We start from the raw sequence: 19,359 nt of genomic DNA, 5'->3' as shown, positions 1-19,359 counted from the left end.
GTACCCGGCCATCAGCTTGGTGACAGCCGGCTGATCGGCGGCAGGCCTCCGAGTGCGCTGTGACGTCGTCGAGTGTTGTAGTACTCGATCCAGGGCGCAAGCGCGGCGGTGCGCTCGGCGTTGCTGGTGAACACCTGCCGGTAGGCCCACTCGGCCTGCAGGGTGCGGTTCAGTCGTTCGACCTTGCCGTTCTGCCATGGGCAGTGCGGTTTGATGAACTTCTGACGGATGCCGTGCTCGGCGCAGACCGCACGCAATGACCACCGGTAGGCCCAGGCGTTGTCGGTCATCAGCCGTTCGATCCTGGTGATCCCGTTGCCGGCGAAGTAGTCGATCGCACGGATCAGGAAACCCGCACAGGTGGCGCCCTTCTCGTCCGGCAGGACCTCCGAGTAGGCGAGCCGGGAGTGGTCATCGACGAGCGAGTGAACGTAGTCGAATCCAACCTTCGTCGAGTAGTCCCGCTCCCGGTGCTCGCGGCCGCGGGCACGCCATCCGCCGCCGTCGGGGATCCGGCCGAGCTTCTTGACGTCCATGTGCACCAGCTCGCCGGGTCGTTGGCGTTCGTAGCGCACCGCGGTGGTCTTCGACGCCCGGATCACCTCACCGGTCAACGGGTCGCAGTCAGCCAGGTACGGCATCTGGTGTCGTCGCAGGACACGGGAGACGGTGCGGGCCGGCACCCCGAGTTCCGCTGCGAGCCAGTCCGGTCCACGTCGTTCACGCCGGCGCAGCTCAACGATCTGTGTCTCGATGGCGGGCGCGGTTCGAGTCGGCATCATGTGCGGACGAGAGGACCGATCGTGCAATCCCGCCTCACCCTCGGCCGCGAAGCGGTCCACCCAAGTGGACACGCATTTACGGGAAACCCCCATCGCACTGGCGATATGGGCCTTGGGCCAGCCATCCCGGTGGCGTTCGACGATGAGCATTCTCCCGAGATACGTGGTGCGGGCATTACCGTGGGACACGAGAACCTCCGGTGGGAAGTGGGCCTTCGACAAGCCACACCCCAACCGGAGGTTCTCTTCACATCAAGCCGACACGCCCGCTACCAACGTCTTGGCCGGGTACACCTAGGGCACGTCTCCCAAATCCACATTCGGCGCCCCTGGCGCCCGATCGCCGTCCTGCTGCGTTGTCGTCGTCGCCGATACAAACCCGGTATCGGCTCCTCCTCCGCCTTGCCGGACGACGATCGTTTCACCAGGTGCATCCGGAGGGATTTGAGAGACGCGCCCTAGCCGGCCGCCCGGTCGCGGTCGTAGGCGGCGACCACCCGCTTCGGGGCGGTCAGCCGCCACGCCTCCTCGACCAGCTCGGCCAGCTCCTGCGGATCGACGCGGTCGAGGACGACGTCGATCCAGCCCCAGCGCCCGAAGAACGGGGCAACCAGGAAGGTCTCGGGGTCCTGCGCGAGCAGCGCGGCCTGATCGTCGCGGGTGGCCTTGAGGCACGCGGTCGGCGCGCCGTATCCGACCATCGCGAACATCTTCTTGCGCACCCGGAATGTCGGCTGGTTGCCCCAGTTGTCGACCACGATCTCCTCCGCCTCGGGGAGGGCCAGCATCAGTGCGCGTACATCCTGCTCGGAGGGCATGACGCAGTTATAACCTCGCCCGCCGACACCCGCACGGCTCAGGCGGTCGTGGCGAGCGCGGCCGCCAGGCCCAAGGCGACGGCCATCGCCAGCACCTCCAGCACCGCGCGCCGCAGCGAGTCGTCCGCCTGCATCCGGTGCGCTCCCGCCGCGGGCACCCAGGTCCGTCGCCACCACCACCCGAGCGCGCCGAGCGCGAGCAGCGCCGCGGACTTGGCCAGCACGATCCGCCCGTAGCCGGTGTCGAACAGCGCGCCGACGCCACCGAGTTTGACCGCGGCGTCGATCACGCCGGTCACCGTCAGCACCGCGACGCACCGCCAGGCCAGCTCCGAGTAGTGCGGCAGCAGCGTGGCCCATGCGCCCCTGGCCCGCAGCAGCAACGCCATCGCGACGAGCGGTCCCAGCCACAGCGCGGCGGCGAGCGCGTGCGCGGCGCCGAGCAGCGAACCGAGGGTCTGCGCCGACATGTGCCCGGTGACGGGACGGGCCGCGAGCGCGACCGCGGCGAGCACCGCGACGGAGGTGATCGGCCAGTTCGCGCCGCGCCGGAACGCCAGCGCCGCGATCACCGCGATCACGGCGGTGCAGGCCACGGTGGCGCCGCCGATCTGGCCGGCGTTGACGTCGCCGAGGAACCGGCCGAACGTGGTCGAGGAGAGCGCGCCCGCCCCGGTCTCGGTGGTCTCCGCCGCCGCGGCGACCACCAGGGCGACCTCGGCCAGGGTCCAGGCCCCGGCCAGCGCCGCGATCGGCCGCCACAACTCGCCGCGCGTGATCACCGGCCGCGACTCGGACCGCTGCAGCCACTCCAGTGTCGTCAGGCCGAGCACCGTCGCCCCCAGGAGGACGGCGAGCACCCGGATCAGGCTCGACGGGTCGGGGCCGGCCGGGTGGGCCAGCAGCCAGGCCATCCCGACCCCGGCCAGGCCGGCGGGCGCGGCGAACAGCAGCCATCGTGGCGAGATCTGCCACCGCCACCGCCGCCGCGCGCCCGCCGAGGCCACCGGGGTCAGTTCTTGCCGCTGGGTCGGCGCAGCGCGAACGCCAGGCCGCCACCGAACACCAGCACACCCGCGACGATGAACGGCCACATCGGCAGCCCGTCCGAGTCGCCGCCCTCGGCGTCGGCCTTGTCGCCGCCCGGCTTCGCGCCTGGGGTGCCCGAGCCCTGCTCGGTGAGGGTGAAGGTGCGGGTCCCGCTGACGGGGTGGCCGTCGGCGGAGGTCACCCGGTAGGCGATCGTGTAGACCCCGGTGGGGCCGAGCTCGCCGACCGGGACGCTGACCGAGGGGCCCTGCACGGTGGGCTCGCCCTTCGACCACAGGTTGCCGTCGGGGCCGACCACGGTGAGGGTGGCGAAGCTGGGCTGCATCGGTTCGTTGAACGTGATGACGGCCTGCTCCGGGCCAACCGCGACGGACGAGCCGTCCGCGGGGGTGGAAGCGGTCACCACCGCGTGGGCCCCGGCGACGCCCGCGCCGAGCAGCGCGGCCACCGCCGCGAACATCGTCACGACCAGGACGCGGACCCGGGCGCTCATGAGCGTCGCCCGCGGACGGTCGCGCCGACGCCGAGCGCGGCGCCGAGTGCGCCGAGCACCAGGCCGATGCCGCCGAGCCAACGGGCCGTGGTGTCGACGCCGTCGTCATCGGTGGTGGTGGCCGAGGCGGTCGCGGCGCCGTGGTGGCCGTCCTCGGACTCCGAGGCGGGGGCCAGCGCGAGGGCGGGCGCCGGCTTGTCGGGCTCGCTGCCGTCGGGGCCGGGCTGCTGATCCCAGTTCACGACCTGGCCGTCGCTGTAGGTCTGCGTCGCGGCGAAGGACACCTCGTCCTGCTCCGGCAGCGGTCCCGTGGACAGCAGGAACTGCTGGAACTGGCCGGGTCCGACACTGACGCCGGGATCGGCGGTCCAGGTGACCGAGGTGGCCTCGCCGGAGGCGGCGTCCTTGGTGACCTGCGACGTCCAGCCGGGCATCGGCTCGGTGCGGGCGGATGCCAGGTTGGGCAGCGCCACCGTCAGCTTGGTGGTGCCCGCGGTCTCCGACTCGGTGGGCACCTTGAAGGTCAGGACGGTGTAGCCGCCCTGCTCGGCGCCAGGGGCGCTGACCGAGACGTGAGCGGAGGCGATGCCGGTGCCGAGTAGCAGGACGCCGCCGGTGGCGCCGACCGTGAGGAGGGCGCGGGAAATGAGGGTGGTCATGGGGTTCTTTCTCTCGAGAGGGGAGGGCGGGCTCGGGTCGCCGAGTCCGCTATGCGGGCACCGCCGCGGGCGGTCCCCGTCTCGAGATGCAGAAGTGCAGCAGCGTCACCGTCGCGATCGGGTTCGTCGGCGCGGTGCGGAGCGAGAAGTTGGTGCGCGGCAGCGGATTCCAGCGACGCAGGACGGACCGCAGCACCCGGGTGATCGGGCCGTATACGGCCTCCGCGGCCAGGATCAGCGCGGCACACAGCGCCGTCGCGACGGTGTGGGCGGCGAGCATCGTCAGCCCGCGGGGGGAGAGTTCCGGGCCGTGGAACTGGTGCGCGGTGAGGGCGGTCGAGAGCGCGAGGTGTCCGACGAGTTGCCCGGCGGACAGCGCCCCGAGCAGCGCGACCCGCCCGCCGCGCAGGCTGCCGGTGAGCGCGCCGACGGCGGCGCAGCACAGCACCAGCAGCGTCAGGGTCGAGGAGTCCGGGTACCCGCCGCCCGCAACCCCGTGACCGGCCACGGAGAGTGCCGCGGTGAGCGCCCCGACCGCCGCGCCGCGCAGGCGGGCGGGGTGATCGGGGCGAGGGGTCGGCATCTTCGGAGTGGTCGAGCCTGGGGTCAGCGGACGCCGAGGCGGGCGAGCAGGTCGGCCTCGACGCCGTCGAGCTCGGCCGAGATCGCGTGGTGGGCGGCCCTGCGGCGCTGGACAGGCATCTGCTCGGCGGCGCGGACGGCCGTGTTGAGCTCGGCCAGGCGACCGAGGACGGCGCCGGTGAACCGGGTGGTCTCGGCGTCGGGGTACTGGGCGGCGATGGCGTTCGCGGACCGCTCGGCGCCTGCGATCCGGGCGCTGAGGTGGGCGCCGTGCCCGGTATAGGTGCCCAGCTCCTCGGCGGCGATACCCATCTTGTTGGCGCGCTGCTGGTCGAGCTGGGCGCGCAGCACGGTGGCGCCGCGGTAGACGAGGGGGGCGAGCACCGGCGTCAGCAGCCTGGCGATGCCGAGGTACTTGCGGACCTGGCCGACGCTGAGCTTGCCGCGGGTGGCGGCCTTCTCCTGCGCCTTCAGCGTCGCGATCTGAGCCTTCTCGACCTTCTTCGCGGACTTGGCCTCGGTGCGCATCTTCTTGCGGTCGTTGCGGGCGCCGAGCTTCGCCTCGACCTTCGCCTTGTGCTTGAGGGCCTTCGCCTCGGCACGCCGGGTCGCGCGTGTCTTACGTTTCCTGAACAAACCCATGCGTAAGGCCCCTCATTCTTGGCGCTCGAGCTTCGGCACACCTCGTCCCCGACAGCCTATCCGCGACCGCCCCGGGCCACGGCGTCGAGTCCGGCAGGGCCCGCTCCGGCGCGGTCCGGTCGCTCCGCGGGCTCCTGTCCCGGTAGGCGCGGTGCGGGTTGTCGGTGCGACGGACCATAATCTCGTCATCGTGAATTCTTCGCAGGACCCCCGGGATCCGCACCAGGACGCCGAGCCGGGCCGTAACGGCACTCGGTCGGTGCTCATCGACCCCAGGACGCTCACCACGTGCCGGCACCGGGTCCACCTCGATTCGGCGTATCCCGAGCTGATCGCGTCGGCGCCGGAGGACATCGGTGTCCAGCAGCGCCGGGAATCGGCCCAGGCATACCGGGAGGACATGCTCCGGCGGTTGATGGCGCCGGGCGGTCACAGCTGGGTGCTCATCGATCAGTCCGGCCCGACGCGCGAGCGGGCCGCGGCGACCCTGCGGGCGTGCGCCGAGGGTGCGGACCGGATCTGGGGCGCGGTGTTGCCGCTCGAGTTCGACACCGGCAGGCGCGGGCGGGCGGAGCTGTTGATCCGGGACGCCGACCGTGGGGGATACATCCCGGCCATCGTGGTGAACCACAAGGTCACCGACCCGGGCAGCGGCGCGGTCACCTCCGGGCTGGACAACTGGGCGCCGAGCGTGGACCCGGACCGGAAGGTGCGCGCCCAGCTCCGCGATCAGCTCCGCCTGGCCCACCTGCAGCGCATGCTCCAGGCGCATGACGTCGCGAGCCCGTCGATGCTCGGCGGTGTCATCGGGTACGGCGGCGAGCGTTTCCTGGTGCACGACCTGGCCGCGGTGATGGACGTCTACGACGAGCGGTTCGCCGACCGGCTCGCCGTCGCGCGCGGCGACCGCTTCACCTCCCCATCGCAGATCGGCGAGTGCCGGTCCTGCCCCTGGTGGTCGCGGTGCAAGGAGAACCTGACGGCCGCCCGGGACGTCAGCCTGGTGGCGACGGGCTCGCGGGCCGAGACGCTGCGCGCGGCCGGGGTCTACACCATCGACGACCTCGCCGCCTGGGACGGACCGGCGCCGGAGGAGTGGCAGGGCAACGGGTTCGAGGACACGGTGGTGATCGCGAAGGCCTGGCTGGGCGGGGTCCCGCTGGTGCGGCGGCAGCCCGAGGTCACGGTGCGCCGGGCCGACGTCGAGGTCGACGTGGACATGGAGAGCTACCAGGAGCACGGCGCCTACCTGTGGGGCACGCTGCTGACCGCGGACGGTGTCACCCAGCCGTACCGGCCGTTCGTCACCTGGGACCCGTTGCCGACCCGGGACGAGGGCAGGTCCTTCGCGGAGTTCTGGGGGTGGCTGATGGGGATGCGGGAGCAGACTCTCGCCGCGGGCAAGACCTTCGCGGCCTACTGCTATTCCCGTGCGGCGGAGGACAAGTGGCTGCTCGACTCGGCGACCCGGTTCGCCGGGATGCCGGGTATCCCGACGGTCGCGCAGATCCGCGCCTTCATCGACAGCCCGGACTGGGTGGACGTCTACCAGGCGGTGAGTGACCAGTTCGTCTGCCCGAACGGCAAGGGGCTCAAGAAGATTGCGCCCGTCGCCGGGTTCAACTGGCGGGACGCGGACGCAGGCGGCGAGGCGTCGATGAGCTGGTACCGGGATGCCGTCGGCTACGACCACGAGCCGGATCTCGAACAGCGGGAGCGGTTGTTCGTCTACAACGAGGACGACGTGCAGGCGACGCGGGTGCTGCGGGAGTGGATGACCGAGCGCGCGGCGGCGGAGACCCCGCTGGCCTCGGAGCTGTAGGCGCCTGCGGTGCCCGTGCGCGGTTGACGAGTCCGGGGACCCGCCGACCACGCACGGGCAGCAGAGCTGCCTAGCGCGGCGCCATCCGCAGCGCGCCGTCCATGCGGATCGTCTCGCCGTTGAGGTAGTCGTGCTCGACGATCATCTGCGCGAGCTGCGCGTACTCGGAGGGGTTGCCCAGGCGGGACGGGAACGGCACGCCGGCCTCGAGGCCCTTGCGGTACTCGTCGGTGACGCCCGCGAGCATCGGGGTGTCGATGATGCCGGGGGCGATCGTGTTGACGCGGATGCCGAACTGCGCCAGGTCACGAGCGGCCGGGACGGTCATGCCGTGCACGCCGCCCTTGGAGGCGGAGTAGGCGATCTGGCCGATCTGGCCCTCGAACGCGGCGACCGAGGCGGTGTTGATGACGACGCCGCGCTGGCCGGACTCGTCGACGGTGTCCGTCTTGGCGATCGCGTCGGCGGCCAGGCGCATCACGTTGAACGTGCCGAGCAGGTTGACGGTGATGACCGTGCGGAACAGCTCCAGGTCGTGCGGTCCGTTCTTGGACAGGATGCGACCGGCCCAGCCGACGCCCGCGCAGTTGACGACGGTGCGCAGCGGCACGCCGGAGGCGACGATCTGGTCGACGGCGGCCTGGACCTCGTCGCCGCTGGTGACGTCGGTGGGGATGAGGGTGACGCCGGCCGGGACGCTGTCGCCCGCGCGCTCGATGGACTGGGCCAGGTCCAGCCCGAAGACGGTGGCGCCTGCGTCGGCGAAGCGCTTGGCGGTGGCGGCGCCGAGACCGGAGGCCGCACCGGTGACCAGTGCCGCGGTTCCCTGGAGTTCCACTGTTCGATCCTCTTTTCTGGCGGCCACCGTTGGCCGACCGGTAGTGACCTGAACGATAGCGCCCCGGTCGTGAGTCTGGTTAACGACGGTTCACCGAACAGTGTGCCAGCTGTGCTGCTCCGGTCGGCGGTAGTTGTTGCGTATAACGGTTGACCTGCGACGATGCCGATTCTCGGATTTGGCCGCCGCGTCGGGCGGGCGGCCCTAGTCTGGCTCGGTCGGGGCGGTCGAACGTCTGCCCGTCGTTTGTCGAATGGAGTTCTCCTGTGCGAAAAGGCTCGATGCGGTCGAACAGTCCTGTCCACCGTGGTGCATCAATGCTCGCCGCGATCGCGGTCGTTGCCGGCGGGCTGACGGCGGGCGTCGGGACGGCAACGGCGTCCGGGTCCGCCGACCTCGGGTATTTCCTGCCGCTCGTGTCCGGCTCGGTTGATCTACCCGTTTGTCCGGGCGGATTCAACAGGTACGCCGTGCCGAAGCAGGCGGGGGATGTCACGGCGCGGAGGACCGTAACCACCCCGGCAGTTCCCGGATCCTGGTTCTGGAGCCATGACTGGTTTGAGGTCGCGGGCAATGAAACCAAGTATGTTCAGCGTCTCACCGACTACCCGCCCTCGGCCGCGTACAAGCTCAGGTCTATCCGGATCCAGTGGCGGGATCTGGAGACAGATGAACTCAGGACGGAGACCGAGCCCCCGACGTCCATCGACAAGCAGACCGGAGCGGTGACGATCACGGGGAACTGGGCAGTCAGGGGGGACGCATCTCGTCCGGGCAACACGTATTTCGACTTCCAGTACGACGTTCCGTTGACGGCGAAGATCGGATCGGTCCAGGAAAGCGGCGTCGGCTTCACCGCCGCCGGTCTCGTACCACAGGACTGGCCGGCGATGGATGGGGCCGCTTTCGAAATCGTCGAGGGGCCCGCCATATGCCGGCCACCCACTGGAAACCAGTAGTCGGTCCGTCACCTGAGTCCAGTCGGCCGGCCACCCGGGGTCCAGTTTCGATCCCATCGTGTTCAACGCCTTGACTTGTGGAAGGCGAGGCTCAATTCGGTTAGCGGCCTTCTCGATTCGCCCTATTCTGGCTCGGTCGGGGGGCATTCCGTTGGGTGGTCGCCCGGTCATCACACTTCGAACGAAGGAATCCGCATGTCTCGAAATCTGGCCCGTCGTGGCGCGTCCGTCCTTGTCGCCGGGGTTCTGCTCGGCGGCGGTCTGGCCCTCGGCGGGGGCACGGCGTCGGCCGTGGAAATCCCTCCCGGCTCGAACGGCTCCGCCGAATTGCTCGGCAGCCCGGTCGACTGGGCAGCGGCTGCGGTGCTGGCTGCCGGGGCCGTGGGTGGCTCGGTCGACCCGGGCGACCTCACCTTCTACGGGTGTTCACTGCAACAGGGCAAGCCCTGCAACATCCCCAGCCCCTCGGAGATATTGCTCGCGCTGTTGCAGGGTCGCGATCCCCACGCTCTGTAGCCGCGACCACCCGCCGCGCTTGCCGCCCGCTCAGGTTCCTGGGCGGGCGGTTTCGGTCTCGATCGTCGAGCCCCTGCGGTCGTGGTCGTCTCATCGTTGGTGAGCTGTCGCGCGGTCGTGTTTAACGCCTTGACCTGTGCAGACGTCGATTCTCGGATTCGGCAGCCGGGGCGGGCGGACGGCTCTAGTCTGGCCCGTTGGGGGGCGTTCGATAGGTGTGCTGCCCCGGTCATCACACTTCGAACGAAGGAATCTGCATGTTGCGAAATCTGGGGCGCCGCGGCGCGTCCGTCCTTGTCGCCGGGGCTCTGCTCGGCGGCGGTCTGGCCCTCGGCGGGGGCACGGCCTCGGCCGTGGAAGCCGCCCCCGGGAGCGTGAGCGGCTCGGTCGGCTCTGAGGAGCTGGGCCCCGCCGACGTCATTTCGATGCTGACGCTGGGTGTGTTGGTTGAGGGCGGCTCCGCCGATCGCGCATACATGTGGAGGGGATGTGCGAAGAGCTGCCCTCCGCCCGGAACACCCGTCGGAATCCTGTCTTTGTTCGACTGGTTGATGGGCAACCCGCCCGGGACCTCCATAGTTCCCGCTCCCATCTAGCACGGTCCAGCTAGCGGCGGCCGCCGAGTGAGGCGCCGCGACACAGCGCAACTCGCCCGTAGCGCGTCGAGTCGTTCGGCCCGGAGGTCGAACAGTCGAAACAACCGAGCCGGCGCCGCCGGCCCAGCACAGGTCCTCCTATTCCGGTGCGGCCGAGCGCCCCTGATGGGTGTGGCCGTCCCGTTATCCTGCTTCGAACGAAGGAATTTGAATGTTGCGAACTCTCGCGCGCCGCGGCGCGTCCGTCCTTGTCGCCTCGGCTCTGCTCGGTGGCGGCCTGGCCCTCGGTGGGGGCACGGCGTCGGCCGAGGAAGCACCAGGCGGCGTGAACGATCTCGTCAGCGGCTCCGTCGACATCGTGAACGCAGTCACCAGCGCCCCCGTGGTGATGTTGTTGGAGGTGGGGAGGTTGGTCGGCGGCTCGTCAGACTCCGACAGCGTCACCAGTGGGTGTAACACCGACCAGGACGCGACGGGGTGCCCGTCTTTCTAGGCGAGGCGCTTCTCGCGTAGTTGCCGCGGCGCCGCCCGCCCTGGGTTCCGGAGCGGGCGGCGTTGTGGTTGATCGCCGAGCCTTTACGGTCATGCTCCTCGCTACGCGCGTTGAATTGTCGCCGTGTTCAGCGCTTTGACCATTGGAAATCGAGGCTCAATTCGGTTCCCGGCCTTCTTAATTCGCCGTATTCTGGGCTCGGTCGGGGGGCGTTCTGTTGGGTGTGGTCGCCCCGGTCATCACACTTCGAACGAAGGAATCTGCATGTCTCGAAATCTGGCGCGCCGCGGCGCGTCCGTCCTTGTCGCCTCGGCTCTGCTCGGTGGCGGCCTGGCCCTCGGTGGGGGCACGGCGTCGGCCGAGGAAGCACCAGGCGGCGTGAACGATCTCGTCAACGGCTCAGTCGATTTCGGAAACGCGTTCGTCAACATCCCCTTCGGGCTGTTCAACGAGGGGATGAAGTTGGCCATCGGCTCGTCAGACTCCGACAGCGTCGGGTGGTACGGGTGCACAACTGACCAGGACCCGGTTTGCGGCCCGATTCCGAACTAGGCAAGGCGCTTCTCTCATGGTTGCACGGGCGCGCAATCGGTTCCTGCTTGTCACGGCGTGGAAGAGCCGTATCCAGTCGACCGCGAAGCCGCCTGCCCAGGATTCCCGTTCGGGCGGTGTCGCGCACTGAGTGTCACGCCTCGCGGTCGTACTCGTCGCTACGCGAGGTGAGTTGTCGCCATGTTTAACGCTTTGGCCTGCGGAGGGTCGAGGCTCAAATCGGTTACCGGTCTTATTGATTCGCCCTACTCTGGCCGGTCGGAGGGGGCGTTTTGTTGGGCGTGGCCCCCCGACCATCACACTCGAACGAAGGAATCTGCATGTTTCGAAATCTGGCGCGCCGCGCCGCGTCTGTCCTTGTCGCCGGGGCCCTGCTCGGTGGCGGTCTGGCCCTCGGTGCGGGCGCTGCGTCGGCCGAGGAAGCCTCCGGCAGCATGAACGGCTCCGTTGAAACGACTGGGTGTAACCCCAAACAGGGTGCGGACTGCGACTTCCCACTCCCGTTTGGCTCCGGCAGTATGAGCGGCTCCGTTGAGACGTTTGGCAGCCCCCTCGATTGGGCGGCGGTGGGAGTGCTCGCCGTGGGGCAGGCGGGTGGTTCGATCGGCGACCTCACCTTTGGGTGTAACCCCAAACAGGGTGCGGACTGCGACTTCCCCACCCCGTCCGAGATCTTGCTCGCCCTGTTGCAGGGTCGCGATCCCCACACGCTGTAGCCGCTACTCTCGACGTGTCGCCGCCCGCTCAGGTTCCTGGGCGGGCGGTGTCATGTGTTGATCGTCGAGTCCCTGCGGTCGTGCCTTCCGAATCACCATCAAGAATATGGGCGATCTCGACCGAGGAATCACCAAGCTGGTTCACAACAAGCCACTCAATTCTGCGCTGACCGGTGTCACCACCAAACAGATCAGTCATGTGACTGCTGGCAATCAGGACGGTCTCGACCCGATCGTGCTCGATCACGTGCACGATCCGGAGGCTCGCACCGTTACCTTCACCGATCCTTCCGGAGACCCGGTGTCTGTCGGCGACGGACTCCAGTTCGATCTCACCTACATGGCGGCCTACTCGCCGCGGTTGGAAGAAGGCGCCGGCGTCAGCAGTTTCACCCTCGAGGGGCCCGGCTTCACTCCGGTTGTTTCGCCCCCTGTGGGCACGGTGACAGGCGGCGACCTGCGAGGCCCACTCAGCTGAGACTGGGAAGGATGGTCGGCGCCTCGGGAACTCCCCGGCTTCGGTAGTTCCGGCTCCTGACCGACCGGTGGTGGTCGCGGCCGGACCCGCGTGACCACCACCGGTGGCGTGGTGAATGACCGACTCTGAAGTCCCGGCCGAACTGACGACGGTTCGCCGGGCGGATTCGAATCCGACGGAGCTCGTTTAACGCTATGACCTGCGGAAACTCGAGGTCCCATACTGCCGCCGGCCCGGCTGATCCGCCCTATGCTGGCGCGGTCGGGGGGCGTCCGATGACTGTGGCGCCCGGTCCTCGCACGTCGAAATGGAGAAATGCCTTGTCCAACAACATGATGCGCCGCGGCGCATCGATCCTTGCCGCCGCCGCGGTGGTCGCCGGCGGGCTCACGGTCGGTGCAGGTACCGCGAGTGCGTTCTGCATCCAGAGCGGTGGCCTGGCGCAGCTCAAGTCGATTTCTCAACCCACCTGCCAGAACGCGAGGAACCGGTACGTGGAGGAAACCGTGGCGGGCTTCCGTGTCGGCCACGATGTTCCGATCTCGGCCGCCCCGGGGGACGAGGTGTGGTTCTTCATCGGAATCAATAACTCGGGCGATCCGGCTCGCGGCGTTACGAAGGTGGTCCACCATCCACCCGAGGGCTTCGTGCTGAAGAGCGTAAACAGCTACACGCTCAGGTTGATAGCGGCTGAGAACCGCTACGAGACGGTTCCTGTCGCCCTCACGTCCGAGGTCGATCCTGCTACCGGGGCCGTCACCCTGAAGGCCCCGCCCGGGCAGCCGCTGAGTGTTGCGGACAGACTGTATGTGGATGCGAAATACCAGGTCGAGGACTTCATCGTCGGCGCCAGCGGTGTCACGTTCGAGGCCACTGATCTTCCCGAAACGCGCGACTGGGTGGCGAAGGGATGGACGGCGCCTCAGAAGCTACCCGGCTTCGGCAGTTCCGGGTCCTGATGGACCTTGCGGTGGTCGCTGCCGGATGTTCGGTGGCGACCACCGAATCACTCACATCGAGATGGAGAAACGCATTGTCCAACAATATGTTCCGCCGCGGTGCGTCGATCATTGCTGCAGCCGCGGTGACCGCCGGGTGCCTCGCTGTCGGTATGGGAACAGCGAGTGGTTCCGATTGCCAAGCGAGTGGTGACCTGACACAGCTCAGGCCGAGGTCGATTGCCGGTTGCCTGAACTACACCCACTGGTCGTCGGGGGCGACGGCTGCGGGCTTCACCGTCGCCCACAGTGGCCCGAAGGGAGCCGACACGGGGGAGGAGGTGACGTTCTACAGCACCATCAGCAACACCGGAGATCCAAGCCGCGGAATCACGAAGGCGGTTCATCATCCACCGGCGGGTTTCGTGCTGAAGAGCGTGAGCAGCAGCCGGATCCGGCATGTGCCTGCGGAGAACCGCTACTACTTTGAGCCCGTCGGGCTCACCTCGGAGGTCGATCCGGCCACCGGGGCTGTCACCCTGAGGGACCCGTCTGGACGACCCCTGGACATTCTGGACGGATTGTCATTGTCCTTCACCTACGAGGTCAGGCAGATCATCGGCGTTGGCACCAGCGGGGTCACGTTCGAGGCGACCGGTGTCCCGGAAACCCCGGACTGGCTGGCGACGGGAAGGACGACGGTGGCACCGATCGGAGGCGCCATCATCGGCTACGGCTCCTGACGACCGGTGGTGGTCGCGGCCGGACCAGCCGCGACCACCACCTCGATCTTCTCGCCGGGTCAGGAACAGTCGATGCAGCGCAACACCGCGGGCAGCACGTCGAGCCGTTCGACGCCGATCGGCCGCCCGCACTTCACGCACACCCCGTAGCTGCCGTCCTCGACCCGGCGCCGGGCGGCGTCGAGATCCTCCAGTTCCTGCCGAGCGTCGTCGAGCAGCGAGGCGACCTGGGCGCGTTCGAACGCGATCGTGGAGCCCTCGGGATCGTGCTCGTCGTCATTGGTGGTGAGTTCCGACCCGTCCAGGATGTCGGCCAGCCGCGCGGTCAGCGACTCGATCCGATGCACGGTCGCGGTGTGCTCCGCCGCGATCCGGTCGCGGGCGGTGGCGGCAGCGGACTCGGTCATGTCCGGTACAACGCCGCAGCGCAGCGGATGCTTCCGTCGGCCCGACCCGGGCTTGGTCATGGCGCGTGGAAGCTCGTCAGCTCGTAGTGGAGGGTGGGGGTGCGCATGACCTTGTGTGCGGCCCGCACCATGACGCGCTGCAGGATGGGGAAGCGGTGGTCGATGGCCCGGGCGGCGGCGTCGGCCTCGGCACCGGTGAGCAGCCGCGCGGTCGCATCCGCCTCCTCGCCGGTCGGCTTGCCGGACCAGGTGCAGGGCCAGATCCGCACATCGGGGAAGTTCCGCAGCCGCTTGTTCTTCGAGGCCCTGCCGGGTGTCCGGAAATACGCGTGGGTCCCATCGACCGCGATGTTCACGGGGGTGTCGACCCAGCTGCCGTCCCGCTTGCGGGTCTGCAGCAACACCACCTTGGCGTCCGCGATCGGTTTCGGGGGAATCTGGTCGGTCATGTCACCCCTCCTGTGGGTGCCTGCGAGACCCTTCCAGTATCCGTCGAATCGTGGGTGTGCAGGGAGCGGGTTCGGCTCAGGAGCTCTGGCGCGGACGGGGGACCGTTCGCGCCAGTGTTTAACGCTTTGACCTGGGCAAAGGTATGTAGGTGATTCCGCCGCGGCCCGCCGTTCCACCCCTTACTCTTGGCGAGTTCTCGGGGGCGGGTGACGGGCCGGTCCTTCCCGTACAGAAGGAGACAATGTCAATGGTTGGTCGTCTGGTGCGTGCCGGCGGGTCGTTGCTCGCGGCGCTGGCCATCGTCACGGGTGGTGTGGTGACGGGTGTGGGAAGTGCGGGCGCGGCGGGGATGGGAGGTTCTGGGTCAGCGTGTGAGACCTGTTTTGACAATAGCTTCCGCGACTACCAGTACCGCGGCGACATTCTGGTGGACTACCGGGGGCCCGGCTCGGTCGCCGTGGGTCAGGAGGCCGCGTTCACCGCCGAGTTCGTGGCTCGGCACTTCGGCCCGGGCCCGATGCCGGACGTGAAGGTCGCCACGGTCACGCACCGGGCACCGGAGGGATTCGAGTTCGTGGGGGCGGAGGTGACCGCCTACGACTGGACTCCCGGCAAGTACCCGATGACCCCGTTGGACGCGTCTGTCACCGTCGACCCGGTCACGGGATACCTCACGCTCACCGCGCCGGCCGGGGGTTGGGCAATCCCTGGAATCGCGGACGCCGACGAACCCGGCACCACACGAACGGGCAGCGTGATCGCGAAATTGCGGTACAGAGCGACCAAGTCGGTGAGCGACGGCGTCAGCAACCTCACCTTCACAGGTACCGATGTCCCGGCCTCGGACGGCTGGGTCACGACGGGGACCACGCGGGTCGACGCGGGCCCGCAGGGTCTCGGGGGGTTCGGCAGCTCGGGTAGCTGATCGCGCGATCCTCGCCGCCGTGCGATCCGTCGCCGCGCGGGGATCCGTCAACCGGCGGGACCGACGCCGCCAATTTGTTTCCCGATGCCCACCCTGGCGTCCGTGTGCTTTCGCCGCGGACCGATCAGAGCCGTGGGCTCGGCAATTTCGAAGGGAAGACTCTCAATGGACGGAAAACTTGTGCGCCGGGGCGGGGCGGCGCTCGCGGCGCTCGCCATTCTCACCGGTGGTGCGCTGGCGGGTGCGGGAGGCGCGAGCGCCTCGTCGACGGGAAGCGCGGACGGACAGTCGTGGTTGCCGGACGAGATCCTGCAGAACCTGCTGCCGGTCTGCGAGGACTACAGCCCGCAGTTCCCGGATCAACGACCCTGCTACCGCAACTCCTTCTCGGACTCGGGGACGCTCGGCAACTACCCCGGCTGGTACGGCGGCGTCAAGGAAGTCGATGCGGGTGCCAAGGCGACGTTCCGCGCTGTGGTCGGTGCGACGGAGGCCGCATTCCAGGTTGCCGATCCGGAGGCGAACGTGGACGTTAGGAGTGTCACCCACCACGCGCCGAAGGGCTTCACCTTTGTCGGGGTCAAGGTCCTCGGCCAGACGCCCCAGCCGATCTCACCCTGGCCCATCGTGACCTTCGACGCGACCACGGTGGTGGATCCCGCCACCGGTGACGTCACGGTCACCGCGCCCGAGGGCGGCTGGCCGATCCGGCCGGGCTGGAACGGCGGCAGGTTCGCCACCGGCACGGTGACACTCGCCTTCGAATACACGGCACCCGACGAGGCCCTCGACGGCGCCTGCGGATTCACCTTCACCGGAACCGGCGTGCCGGCGTCGCAGGGATGGGTGGCGACCGGGAACACCCGCGTCCTCCCCGCGTCCTGGGGCCTCGGGACCAGCGGAAGTTCCGGTTCGTGACCCCGCGCGCGACCCTCATGGATCTCGGCAGCAGCTCTCCCTAGCGATAGCCCAACCGCCACGTCACCCACGCGGTGACGTGGCGGTGGGTTCGCTGCCGTTATCCCGCCCGGCGGTCGAGGGAGGTGGGGCTTTCCTCGGCAGGTAGGGCGGCGGCCCGCCGCGACCGCACGTAGTGCACGACACTTGCGGTGATCGCGACCGCGAGGATCGCGCCGCCGGCGATCGGGCCGGCCGCGCTGCCCGGGAACAGGCCCTGGAGCAGCAGCATCACGCCGAAGACGAAGAACAGGGTCGCGGCGGCGAGCTGGATGAACCGCTCGGGCAGGTGCTTGCCGAGCACGGCGCCGACGACGATCGCGAGGGCGTCGGCCGCGACCATGCCGACCGTCGAGCCGATCCACACGCCGACCCAGTCGTTGTCCGCGGCCAGGGTGATGGTGGCGAGCATGGTCTTGTCGCCGAGCTCGGCCAGGAAGAAGGCCGAGGCGACCGCGAGGAACGCCGAGGCGCCGACCCGGGAGGCCTTGTTCTGCTCGTCGTCGCTGAGGCTGTCGCCGCGCAGGGTCCACAGGGCGAAGATCACGAAGGCGATGCCGCCGAGGGTGCTGATCAGGTTCGTGGGGATGGCCACGCCGAGGTAGTGGCCGACGCCGACGGAGACCAGGTGCACGACGGTGGTGGCGACGGTGATGCCGCCGATCACGACCCACCACTTGTAGCGCAGCGCGAACGTCATCGCCATGAGCTGGGATTTGTCGCCGAGTTCGGCGACGAAGATGACGCCGAAGCTGAGCAGCAGCGCGGCAAGCATGCGGACCTCCTCCGTTATCTGGTTCGGAGGATGTTGGGAACTGTTCCTCCGGCCGCCGACGTGTGGACGTCGACAGCCGAAGGTCTCGCCCACCGTGCCTGTCGCGTGAAACGACGGCGCCGGTTCGGGCAGCCGGGCGCATCGGATTTCGCGATGCTGACCAGTATGTCGACTGCTCGATTGGGGGCTACTCCCCTTCGCTAGGCGTAAGCCTACCCCAGATCAACGAGATCGCAAAGCGCACAACAAGTTTGGGAGACCGAACTTTGTTCTTCCGGTCCGCGTCAGGAGGCGAGCAGCATGGCCAAAACAGCGGTGTCGGGGTCGGTGTTGGGATCGAGGCTCATCCGGCTGACCAGGGACGTGACGGTGCCGTCGGCGTCCGCCTCCACCCAGGCCGCCCTGTGGTCCAGCCCGAGGTGCGGCACGCCCGGCAGCAACAGGCAGCCCGAGGCCGCGCCCACGCACTCGGGCAGGGATGGCATGGTCTCCGACGGCGGGTGTAGCACCAGGAGGGCGGGCGGTTGATGATCCGCGAAACATCCTGGCGTGAGGGCAGATTCGCCGATCACCGGGCCCTCCGCGACCACGAGACCGACGGTGCCCGGTTCCGGGTCCTCGGGAACGTCTTCGTGAGCGCCGAAAACCGTTGAGGTGGAGAGTAATCCGGGTACGCAGGCGACCCGGACGGCGAACACCAGGAGCTGAGCCCACTCCTTGGTGGTGTCCGGCCACCGGCCGGAGATGATGAACCCGCGAAGCGCCCCGGCGGCATGGAACGGCGAGACGCCGATGTGTCCGTGCTGGTTCACGTCCGTCCCCCTTCCGCGCGACGGTGCCCCGGGAGCGCGCCCCGTGACACCTCCAGGATGCGCCGAACTCGGCTGGCAGACAAGCGGGATGGAGTGCCAGCCCGACCGTGGCACGTCCTACTCCTGCGGGGCGGGAACCCGGACCCGGACCCGCCGTACGGCGCCGCCCCTGTCTCGTTCCGCCTCCTCGGGAACCCACGTTTCGGCGGTGCAGACGAACAGGTCGCGACCGTCGGGCCCGCCCAGCGCGAGCGAGTAGGGGTGGGGCGCGGGCAGGCGGTCCGTGATGGCGCCGTCGGCGTCGACGCGGAAGATCTCGTCGCCGAACGGGGAGGCGACCCAGACGCCGTCCTCGGCGTCGATCGCGAGGCCGTCGGGTTGCACCGTGGCGTCGAACTCGGCGATCACCCGGCGCTGTTCGAGGCCGCCGTCGGGTTCGATGGTGAAGCCGGTCAGCCGGCCGGGGGTGGATCGGCTCTCGGCGACGATGAGGGTGGTGCCGTCGGAGGTCACGACCATGCCGCCGGCCAGCACCATCGCGGTCGCGACGTCGTGGACGGTGCCGTCGGGTTCGATCATCGCCAGGTCGGCGGGCCGCGGCGGGCGCGGGGGATCGCTGCCGTCACCGACGTTGCCGACGTACGCGCGTCCGAACCGGTCGACGCACATCTCGTTCAGGTGCCAGGTGGCGATGCCGGAGAGGTCGGCGTGCACGACCAGGGTGCCGTCCGATTCCCTGCGCAGCACGAGCAGGTCGCGGGTGGAGGCGATCAGCAGCCGCCCGTCGGGGAGAAAGCCCAGGCCTGCGGGTCGGCCGGGAACCTCGGCCATGGTGTTGAGCGCGCCCGTCACGGGGTCGTACGCCAACACCTCACCGGCGTGCGTGTCCGAGAACCACAGGTGCCGGTCGTGCCAGCGTGCCCCATCGGGAAAGGTCAGCCCCTCGACGAGGGTGTCCATCCCTCAACGATACGACCGTTTGCCGGAAACGACTCCGCCGCGCCCGGAGGTCGGGCGCGGCGGAGGGGGTCGAGCTGTGCGTGATGTGCACCCCGATCGGGGTACGACTCACGCACGGGCGGCGGAGCTGCTTAGACGATGAGGCCTGCGGTCTGGGTGCGGGCGCGGTCGAAGCGGGCGGCGACGTCGTTCCAGTTGACGATGTTCCAGAAGGCGTTGACGTAGTCGCCCTTGACGTTCTGGTAGTCGAGGTAGAAGGCGTGCTCCCACATGTCGAGCATGAGTAGGGGGGTGAGGCCGATGGAGATGTTGCCCTGCTGGTCGTAGAGCTGGACGATGATCAGTCGCTGGCCGATGGAGTCCCAGGCGAGGATGGACCAGCCGGAGCCCTGGATG

At 69.0% G+C, this 19,359-nt stretch carries 25 protein-coding genes; 11 read left to right on the top strand and 14 right to left on the bottom strand.

Annotated features, from left to right (window positions below; all coding sequences use genetic code 11):
* Positions 1–11: 11 nt before the first annotated feature.
* The 7 genes from BR31_RS0121195 to BR31_RS0121165 all read right to left on the bottom strand — a co-directional run bounded on the left by BR31_RS0121195 (position 12) and on the right by BR31_RS0121165 (position 5,026).
* Positions 12–971, bottom strand: a complete 960-nt coding sequence (locus BR31_RS0121195) for an IS481 family transposase (RefSeq protein ID WP_081830622.1) — start codon at positions 969–971, stop codon at positions 12–14.
* A gap of 269 nt (positions 972–1,240) precedes the next feature.
* Positions 1,241–1,600: an MmcQ/YjbR family DNA-binding protein gene (locus tag BR31_RS0121190; RefSeq protein ID WP_027502730.1), complete on the bottom strand. Its 360-nt coding sequence runs from the start codon at positions 1,598–1,600 to the stop codon at positions 1,241–1,243.
* Positions 1,601–1,638: 38 nt separating this feature from the next.
* Positions 1,639–2,514: a CopD family protein gene (locus BR31_RS0121185; RefSeq protein WP_081830627.1), complete on the bottom strand. Its 876-nt coding sequence runs from the start codon at positions 2,512–2,514 to the stop codon at positions 1,639–1,641.
* A gap of 98 nt (positions 2,515–2,612) precedes the next feature.
* The gene (locus BR31_RS0121180) at positions 2,613–3,143 is read right to left on the bottom strand and encodes a copper resistance CopC family protein (protein ID WP_027502728.1); all 531 of its coding nucleotides are present in this window, start codon (positions 3,141–3,143) and stop codon (positions 2,613–2,615) included.
* Positions 3,140–3,802 (bottom strand): YcnI family copper-binding membrane protein, encoded by a 663-nt coding sequence (locus BR31_RS0121175; protein WP_027502727.1) that lies wholly within the window; start codon positions 3,800–3,802, stop codon positions 3,140–3,142. Before BR31_RS0121175 ends, BR31_RS0121180 begins: the two co-directional genes overlap by 4 nt.
* 49 nt (positions 3,803–3,851) lie before the next feature.
* Positions 3,852–4,385: a hypothetical protein gene (locus BR31_RS0121170; protein ID WP_027502726.1), complete on the bottom strand. Its 534-nt coding sequence runs from the start codon at positions 4,383–4,385 to the stop codon at positions 3,852–3,854.
* 23 nt (positions 4,386–4,408) lie between these two features.
* Positions 4,409–5,026, bottom strand: coding sequence for a DUF6474 family protein (locus BR31_RS0121165; protein WP_027502725.1), 618 nt, complete (start codon positions 5,024–5,026; stop codon positions 4,409–4,411).
* A gap of 259 nt (positions 5,027–5,285) precedes the next feature.
* On the opposite strand from BR31_RS0121165, the gene BR31_RS0121160 reads away from it, so the two are divergent.
* Positions 5,286–6,848 carry a TM0106 family RecB-like putative nuclease gene (locus BR31_RS0121160; RefSeq protein WP_027502724.1) on the top strand — a complete coding sequence of 521 codons (1,563 nt, stop codon included), beginning with the start codon at positions 5,286–5,288 and terminating at the stop codon, positions 6,846–6,848.
* A 70-nt stretch (positions 6,849–6,918) separates the two neighbouring features.
* Here BR31_RS0121160 and BR31_RS0121155 read toward each other — a convergent pair whose 3' ends face one another.
* Entirely contained in the window at positions 6,919–7,686 is a 768-nt protein-coding gene (locus BR31_RS0121155; RefSeq protein ID WP_027502723.1) for an SDR family NAD(P)-dependent oxidoreductase, read from the bottom strand.
* Positions 7,687–8,003: 317 nt separating this feature from the next.
* Here BR31_RS0121155 and BR31_RS0121150 point away from each other — a divergent pair, with 317 nt between their 5' ends.
* The 8 genes from BR31_RS0121150 to BR31_RS31645 all read left to right on the top strand — a co-directional run bounded on the left by BR31_RS0121150 (position 8,004) and on the right by BR31_RS31645 (position 13,677).
* Positions 8,004–8,645 (top strand): hypothetical protein, encoded by a 642-nt coding sequence (locus tag BR31_RS0121150; RefSeq protein ID WP_027502722.1) that lies wholly within the window; start codon positions 8,004–8,006, stop codon positions 8,643–8,645.
* A gap of 195 nt (positions 8,646–8,840) precedes the next feature.
* Positions 8,841–9,161, top strand: a complete 321-nt coding sequence (locus BR31_RS0121145; RefSeq protein ID WP_027502721.1) for a hypothetical protein — start codon at positions 8,841–8,843, stop codon at positions 9,159–9,161.
* An 807-nt stretch (positions 9,162–9,968) separates the two neighbouring features.
* Positions 9,969–10,250 (top strand): hypothetical protein, encoded by a 282-nt coding sequence (locus BR31_RS0121135; RefSeq protein WP_027502719.1) that lies wholly within the window; start codon positions 9,969–9,971, stop codon positions 10,248–10,250.
* Between the two features lie 264 nt (positions 10,251–10,514).
* A complete protein-coding gene (locus BR31_RS0121130) occupies positions 10,515–10,802 on the top strand; it encodes a hypothetical protein (RefSeq protein WP_027502718.1) in 288 nt (95 codons plus the stop codon).
* A 320-nt stretch (positions 10,803–11,122) separates the two neighbouring features.
* Positions 11,123–11,518, top strand: coding sequence for a hypothetical protein (locus BR31_RS0121125; RefSeq protein WP_027502717.1), 396 nt, complete (start codon positions 11,123–11,125; stop codon positions 11,516–11,518).
* Positions 11,519–11,624: 106 nt separating this feature from the next.
* Positions 11,625–11,996 carry a hypothetical protein gene (locus BR31_RS0121120; protein WP_027502716.1) on the top strand — a complete coding sequence of 124 codons (372 nt, stop codon included), beginning with the start codon at positions 11,625–11,627 and terminating at the stop codon, positions 11,994–11,996.
* Between the two features lie 320 nt (positions 11,997–12,316).
* Positions 12,317–12,955, top strand: a complete 639-nt coding sequence (locus BR31_RS0121115; protein WP_156042572.1) for a hypothetical protein — start codon at positions 12,317–12,319, stop codon at positions 12,953–12,955.
* A gap of 74 nt (positions 12,956–13,029) precedes the next feature.
* Complete coding sequence (locus BR31_RS31645; protein ID WP_156042571.1) at positions 13,030–13,677, top strand: hypothetical protein; 648 nt, start codon at positions 13,030–13,032, stop codon at positions 13,675–13,677.
* 59 nt (positions 13,678–13,736) lie between these two features.
* On the opposite strand, the gene BR31_RS0121105 is transcribed toward BR31_RS31645, so the two are convergent.
* Both BR31_RS0121105 and BR31_RS0121100 read right to left on the bottom strand, forming a co-directional pair.
* Complete coding sequence (locus BR31_RS0121105; protein WP_081830620.1) at positions 13,737–14,084, bottom strand: TraR/DksA family transcriptional regulator; 348 nt, start codon at positions 14,082–14,084, stop codon at positions 13,737–13,739.
* A gap of 56 nt (positions 14,085–14,140) precedes the next feature.
* On the bottom strand, positions 14,141–14,533 hold the full coding sequence (locus BR31_RS0121100) for a PPOX class F420-dependent oxidoreductase (RefSeq protein ID WP_027502712.1): 393 nt from the start codon (positions 14,531–14,533) through the stop codon (positions 14,141–14,143).
* Positions 14,534–14,781: 248 nt separating this feature from the next.
* Here BR31_RS0121100 and BR31_RS0121095 point away from each other — a divergent pair, with 248 nt between their 5' ends.
* Both BR31_RS0121095 and BR31_RS0121090 read left to right on the top strand, forming a co-directional pair.
* Positions 14,782–15,459: a hypothetical protein gene (locus BR31_RS0121095; RefSeq protein ID WP_156042570.1), complete on the top strand. Its 678-nt coding sequence runs from the start codon at positions 14,782–14,784 to the stop codon at positions 15,457–15,459.
* Positions 15,460–15,624: 165 nt separating this feature from the next.
* Positions 15,625–16,377: a hypothetical protein gene (locus tag BR31_RS0121090; RefSeq protein ID WP_027502710.1), complete on the top strand. Its 753-nt coding sequence runs from the start codon at positions 15,625–15,627 to the stop codon at positions 16,375–16,377.
* 100 nt (positions 16,378–16,477) lie between these two features.
* Here BR31_RS0121090 and BR31_RS0121085 read toward each other — a convergent pair whose 3' ends face one another.
* From BR31_RS0121085 to BR31_RS0121070, 4 genes are all read right to left on the bottom strand, one after another.
* Entirely contained in the window at positions 16,478–17,191 is a 714-nt protein-coding gene (locus tag BR31_RS0121085) for a TMEM165/GDT1 family protein (protein WP_027502709.1), read from the bottom strand.
* Between the two features lie 284 nt (positions 17,192–17,475).
* Positions 17,476–18,003, bottom strand: coding sequence for a hypothetical protein (locus BR31_RS0121080; protein WP_027502708.1), 528 nt, complete (start codon positions 18,001–18,003; stop codon positions 17,476–17,478).
* Positions 18,004–18,120: 117 nt separating this feature from the next.
* A complete protein-coding gene (locus tag BR31_RS0121075) occupies positions 18,121–18,963 on the bottom strand; it encodes an SMP-30/gluconolactonase/LRE family protein (RefSeq protein ID WP_027502707.1) in 843 nt (280 codons plus the stop codon).
* 131 nt (positions 18,964–19,094) lie between these two features.
* A partial coding sequence (locus tag BR31_RS0121070; protein WP_027502706.1) for a superoxide dismutase occupies positions 19,095–19,359 on the bottom strand: 265 nt, incomplete at its 5' end.

Source organism: Rhodococcus sp. UNC363MFTsu5.1 (genome assembly GCF_000686785.1).
Taxonomy (GTDB): Bacteria; Actinomycetota; Actinomycetes; order Mycobacteriales; family Mycobacteriaceae; genus Rhodococcus_G; species Rhodococcus_G maanshanensis.
The sequence above is the reverse complement of the archived record's forward strand: the minus strand, read 5'-3'. Positions and strand labels throughout refer to the sequence as shown.

What these genes read in the sequence shown, in the direction of transcription:
- BR31_RS0121165 (WP_027502725.1), bottom strand. Translation starts at nt 5,026, where the DNA reads ATGGGTTTGTTCAGGAAACGTAAGACACGCGCGACCCGGCGTGCCGAG.
- BR31_RS0121180 (WP_027502728.1), bottom strand. Translation starts at nt 3,143, where the DNA reads ATGAGCGCCCGGGTCCGCGTCCTGGTCGTGACGATGTTCGCGGCGGTG.
- BR31_RS0121145 (WP_027502721.1), top strand. Translation starts at nt 8,841, where the DNA reads ATGTCTCGAAATCTGGCCCGTCGTGGCGCGTCCGTCCTTGTCGCCGGG.
- BR31_RS0121120 (WP_027502716.1), top strand. Translation starts at nt 11,625, where the DNA reads ATGGGCGATCTCGACCGAGGAATCACCAAGCTGGTTCACAACAAGCCA.
- BR31_RS0121105 (WP_081830620.1), bottom strand. Translation starts at nt 14,084, where the DNA reads ATGACCGAGTCCGCTGCCGCCACCGCCCGCGACCGGATCGCGGCGGAG.
- BR31_RS0121085 (WP_027502709.1), bottom strand. Translation starts at nt 17,191, where the DNA reads ATGCTTGCCGCGCTGCTGCTCAGCTTCGGCGTCATCTTCGTCGCCGAA.
- BR31_RS0121190 (WP_027502730.1), bottom strand. Translation starts at nt 1,600, where the DNA reads ATGCCCTCCGAGCAGGATGTACGCGCACTGATGCTGGCCCTCCCCGAG.
- BR31_RS0121150 (WP_027502722.1), top strand. Translation starts at nt 8,004, where the DNA reads ATGCTCGCCGCGATCGCGGTCGTTGCCGGCGGGCTGACGGCGGGCGTC.
- BR31_RS0121135 (WP_027502719.1), top strand. Translation starts at nt 9,969, where the DNA reads ATGTTGCGAACTCTCGCGCGCCGCGGCGCGTCCGTCCTTGTCGCCTCG.
- BR31_RS0121175 (WP_027502727.1), bottom strand. Translation starts at nt 3,802, where the DNA reads ATGACCACCCTCATTTCCCGCGCCCTCCTCACGGTCGGCGCCACCGGC.
- BR31_RS0121170 (WP_027502726.1), bottom strand. Translation starts at nt 4,385, where the DNA reads ATGCCGACCCCTCGCCCCGATCACCCCGCCCGCCTGCGCGGCGCGGCG.
- BR31_RS0121095 (WP_156042570.1), top strand. Translation starts at nt 14,782, where the DNA reads ATGGTTGGTCGTCTGGTGCGTGCCGGCGGGTCGTTGCTCGCGGCGCTG.
- BR31_RS0121090 (WP_027502710.1), top strand. Translation starts at nt 15,625, where the DNA reads ATGGACGGAAAACTTGTGCGCCGGGGCGGGGCGGCGCTCGCGGCGCTC.
- BR31_RS0121125 (WP_027502717.1), top strand. Translation starts at nt 11,123, where the DNA reads ATGTTTCGAAATCTGGCGCGCCGCGCCGCGTCTGTCCTTGTCGCCGGG.
- BR31_RS0121185 (WP_081830627.1), bottom strand. Translation starts at nt 2,514, where the DNA reads ATGGCCTGGCTGCTGGCCCACCCGGCCGGCCCCGACCCGTCGAGCCTG.
- BR31_RS0121100 (WP_027502712.1), bottom strand. Translation starts at nt 14,533, where the DNA reads ATGACCGACCAGATTCCCCCGAAACCGATCGCGGACGCCAAGGTGGTG.
- BR31_RS0121075 (WP_027502707.1), bottom strand. Translation starts at nt 18,963, where the DNA reads ATGGACACCCTCGTCGAGGGGCTGACCTTTCCCGATGGGGCACGCTGG.
- BR31_RS0121130 (WP_027502718.1), top strand. Translation starts at nt 10,515, where the DNA reads ATGTCTCGAAATCTGGCGCGCCGCGGCGCGTCCGTCCTTGTCGCCTCG.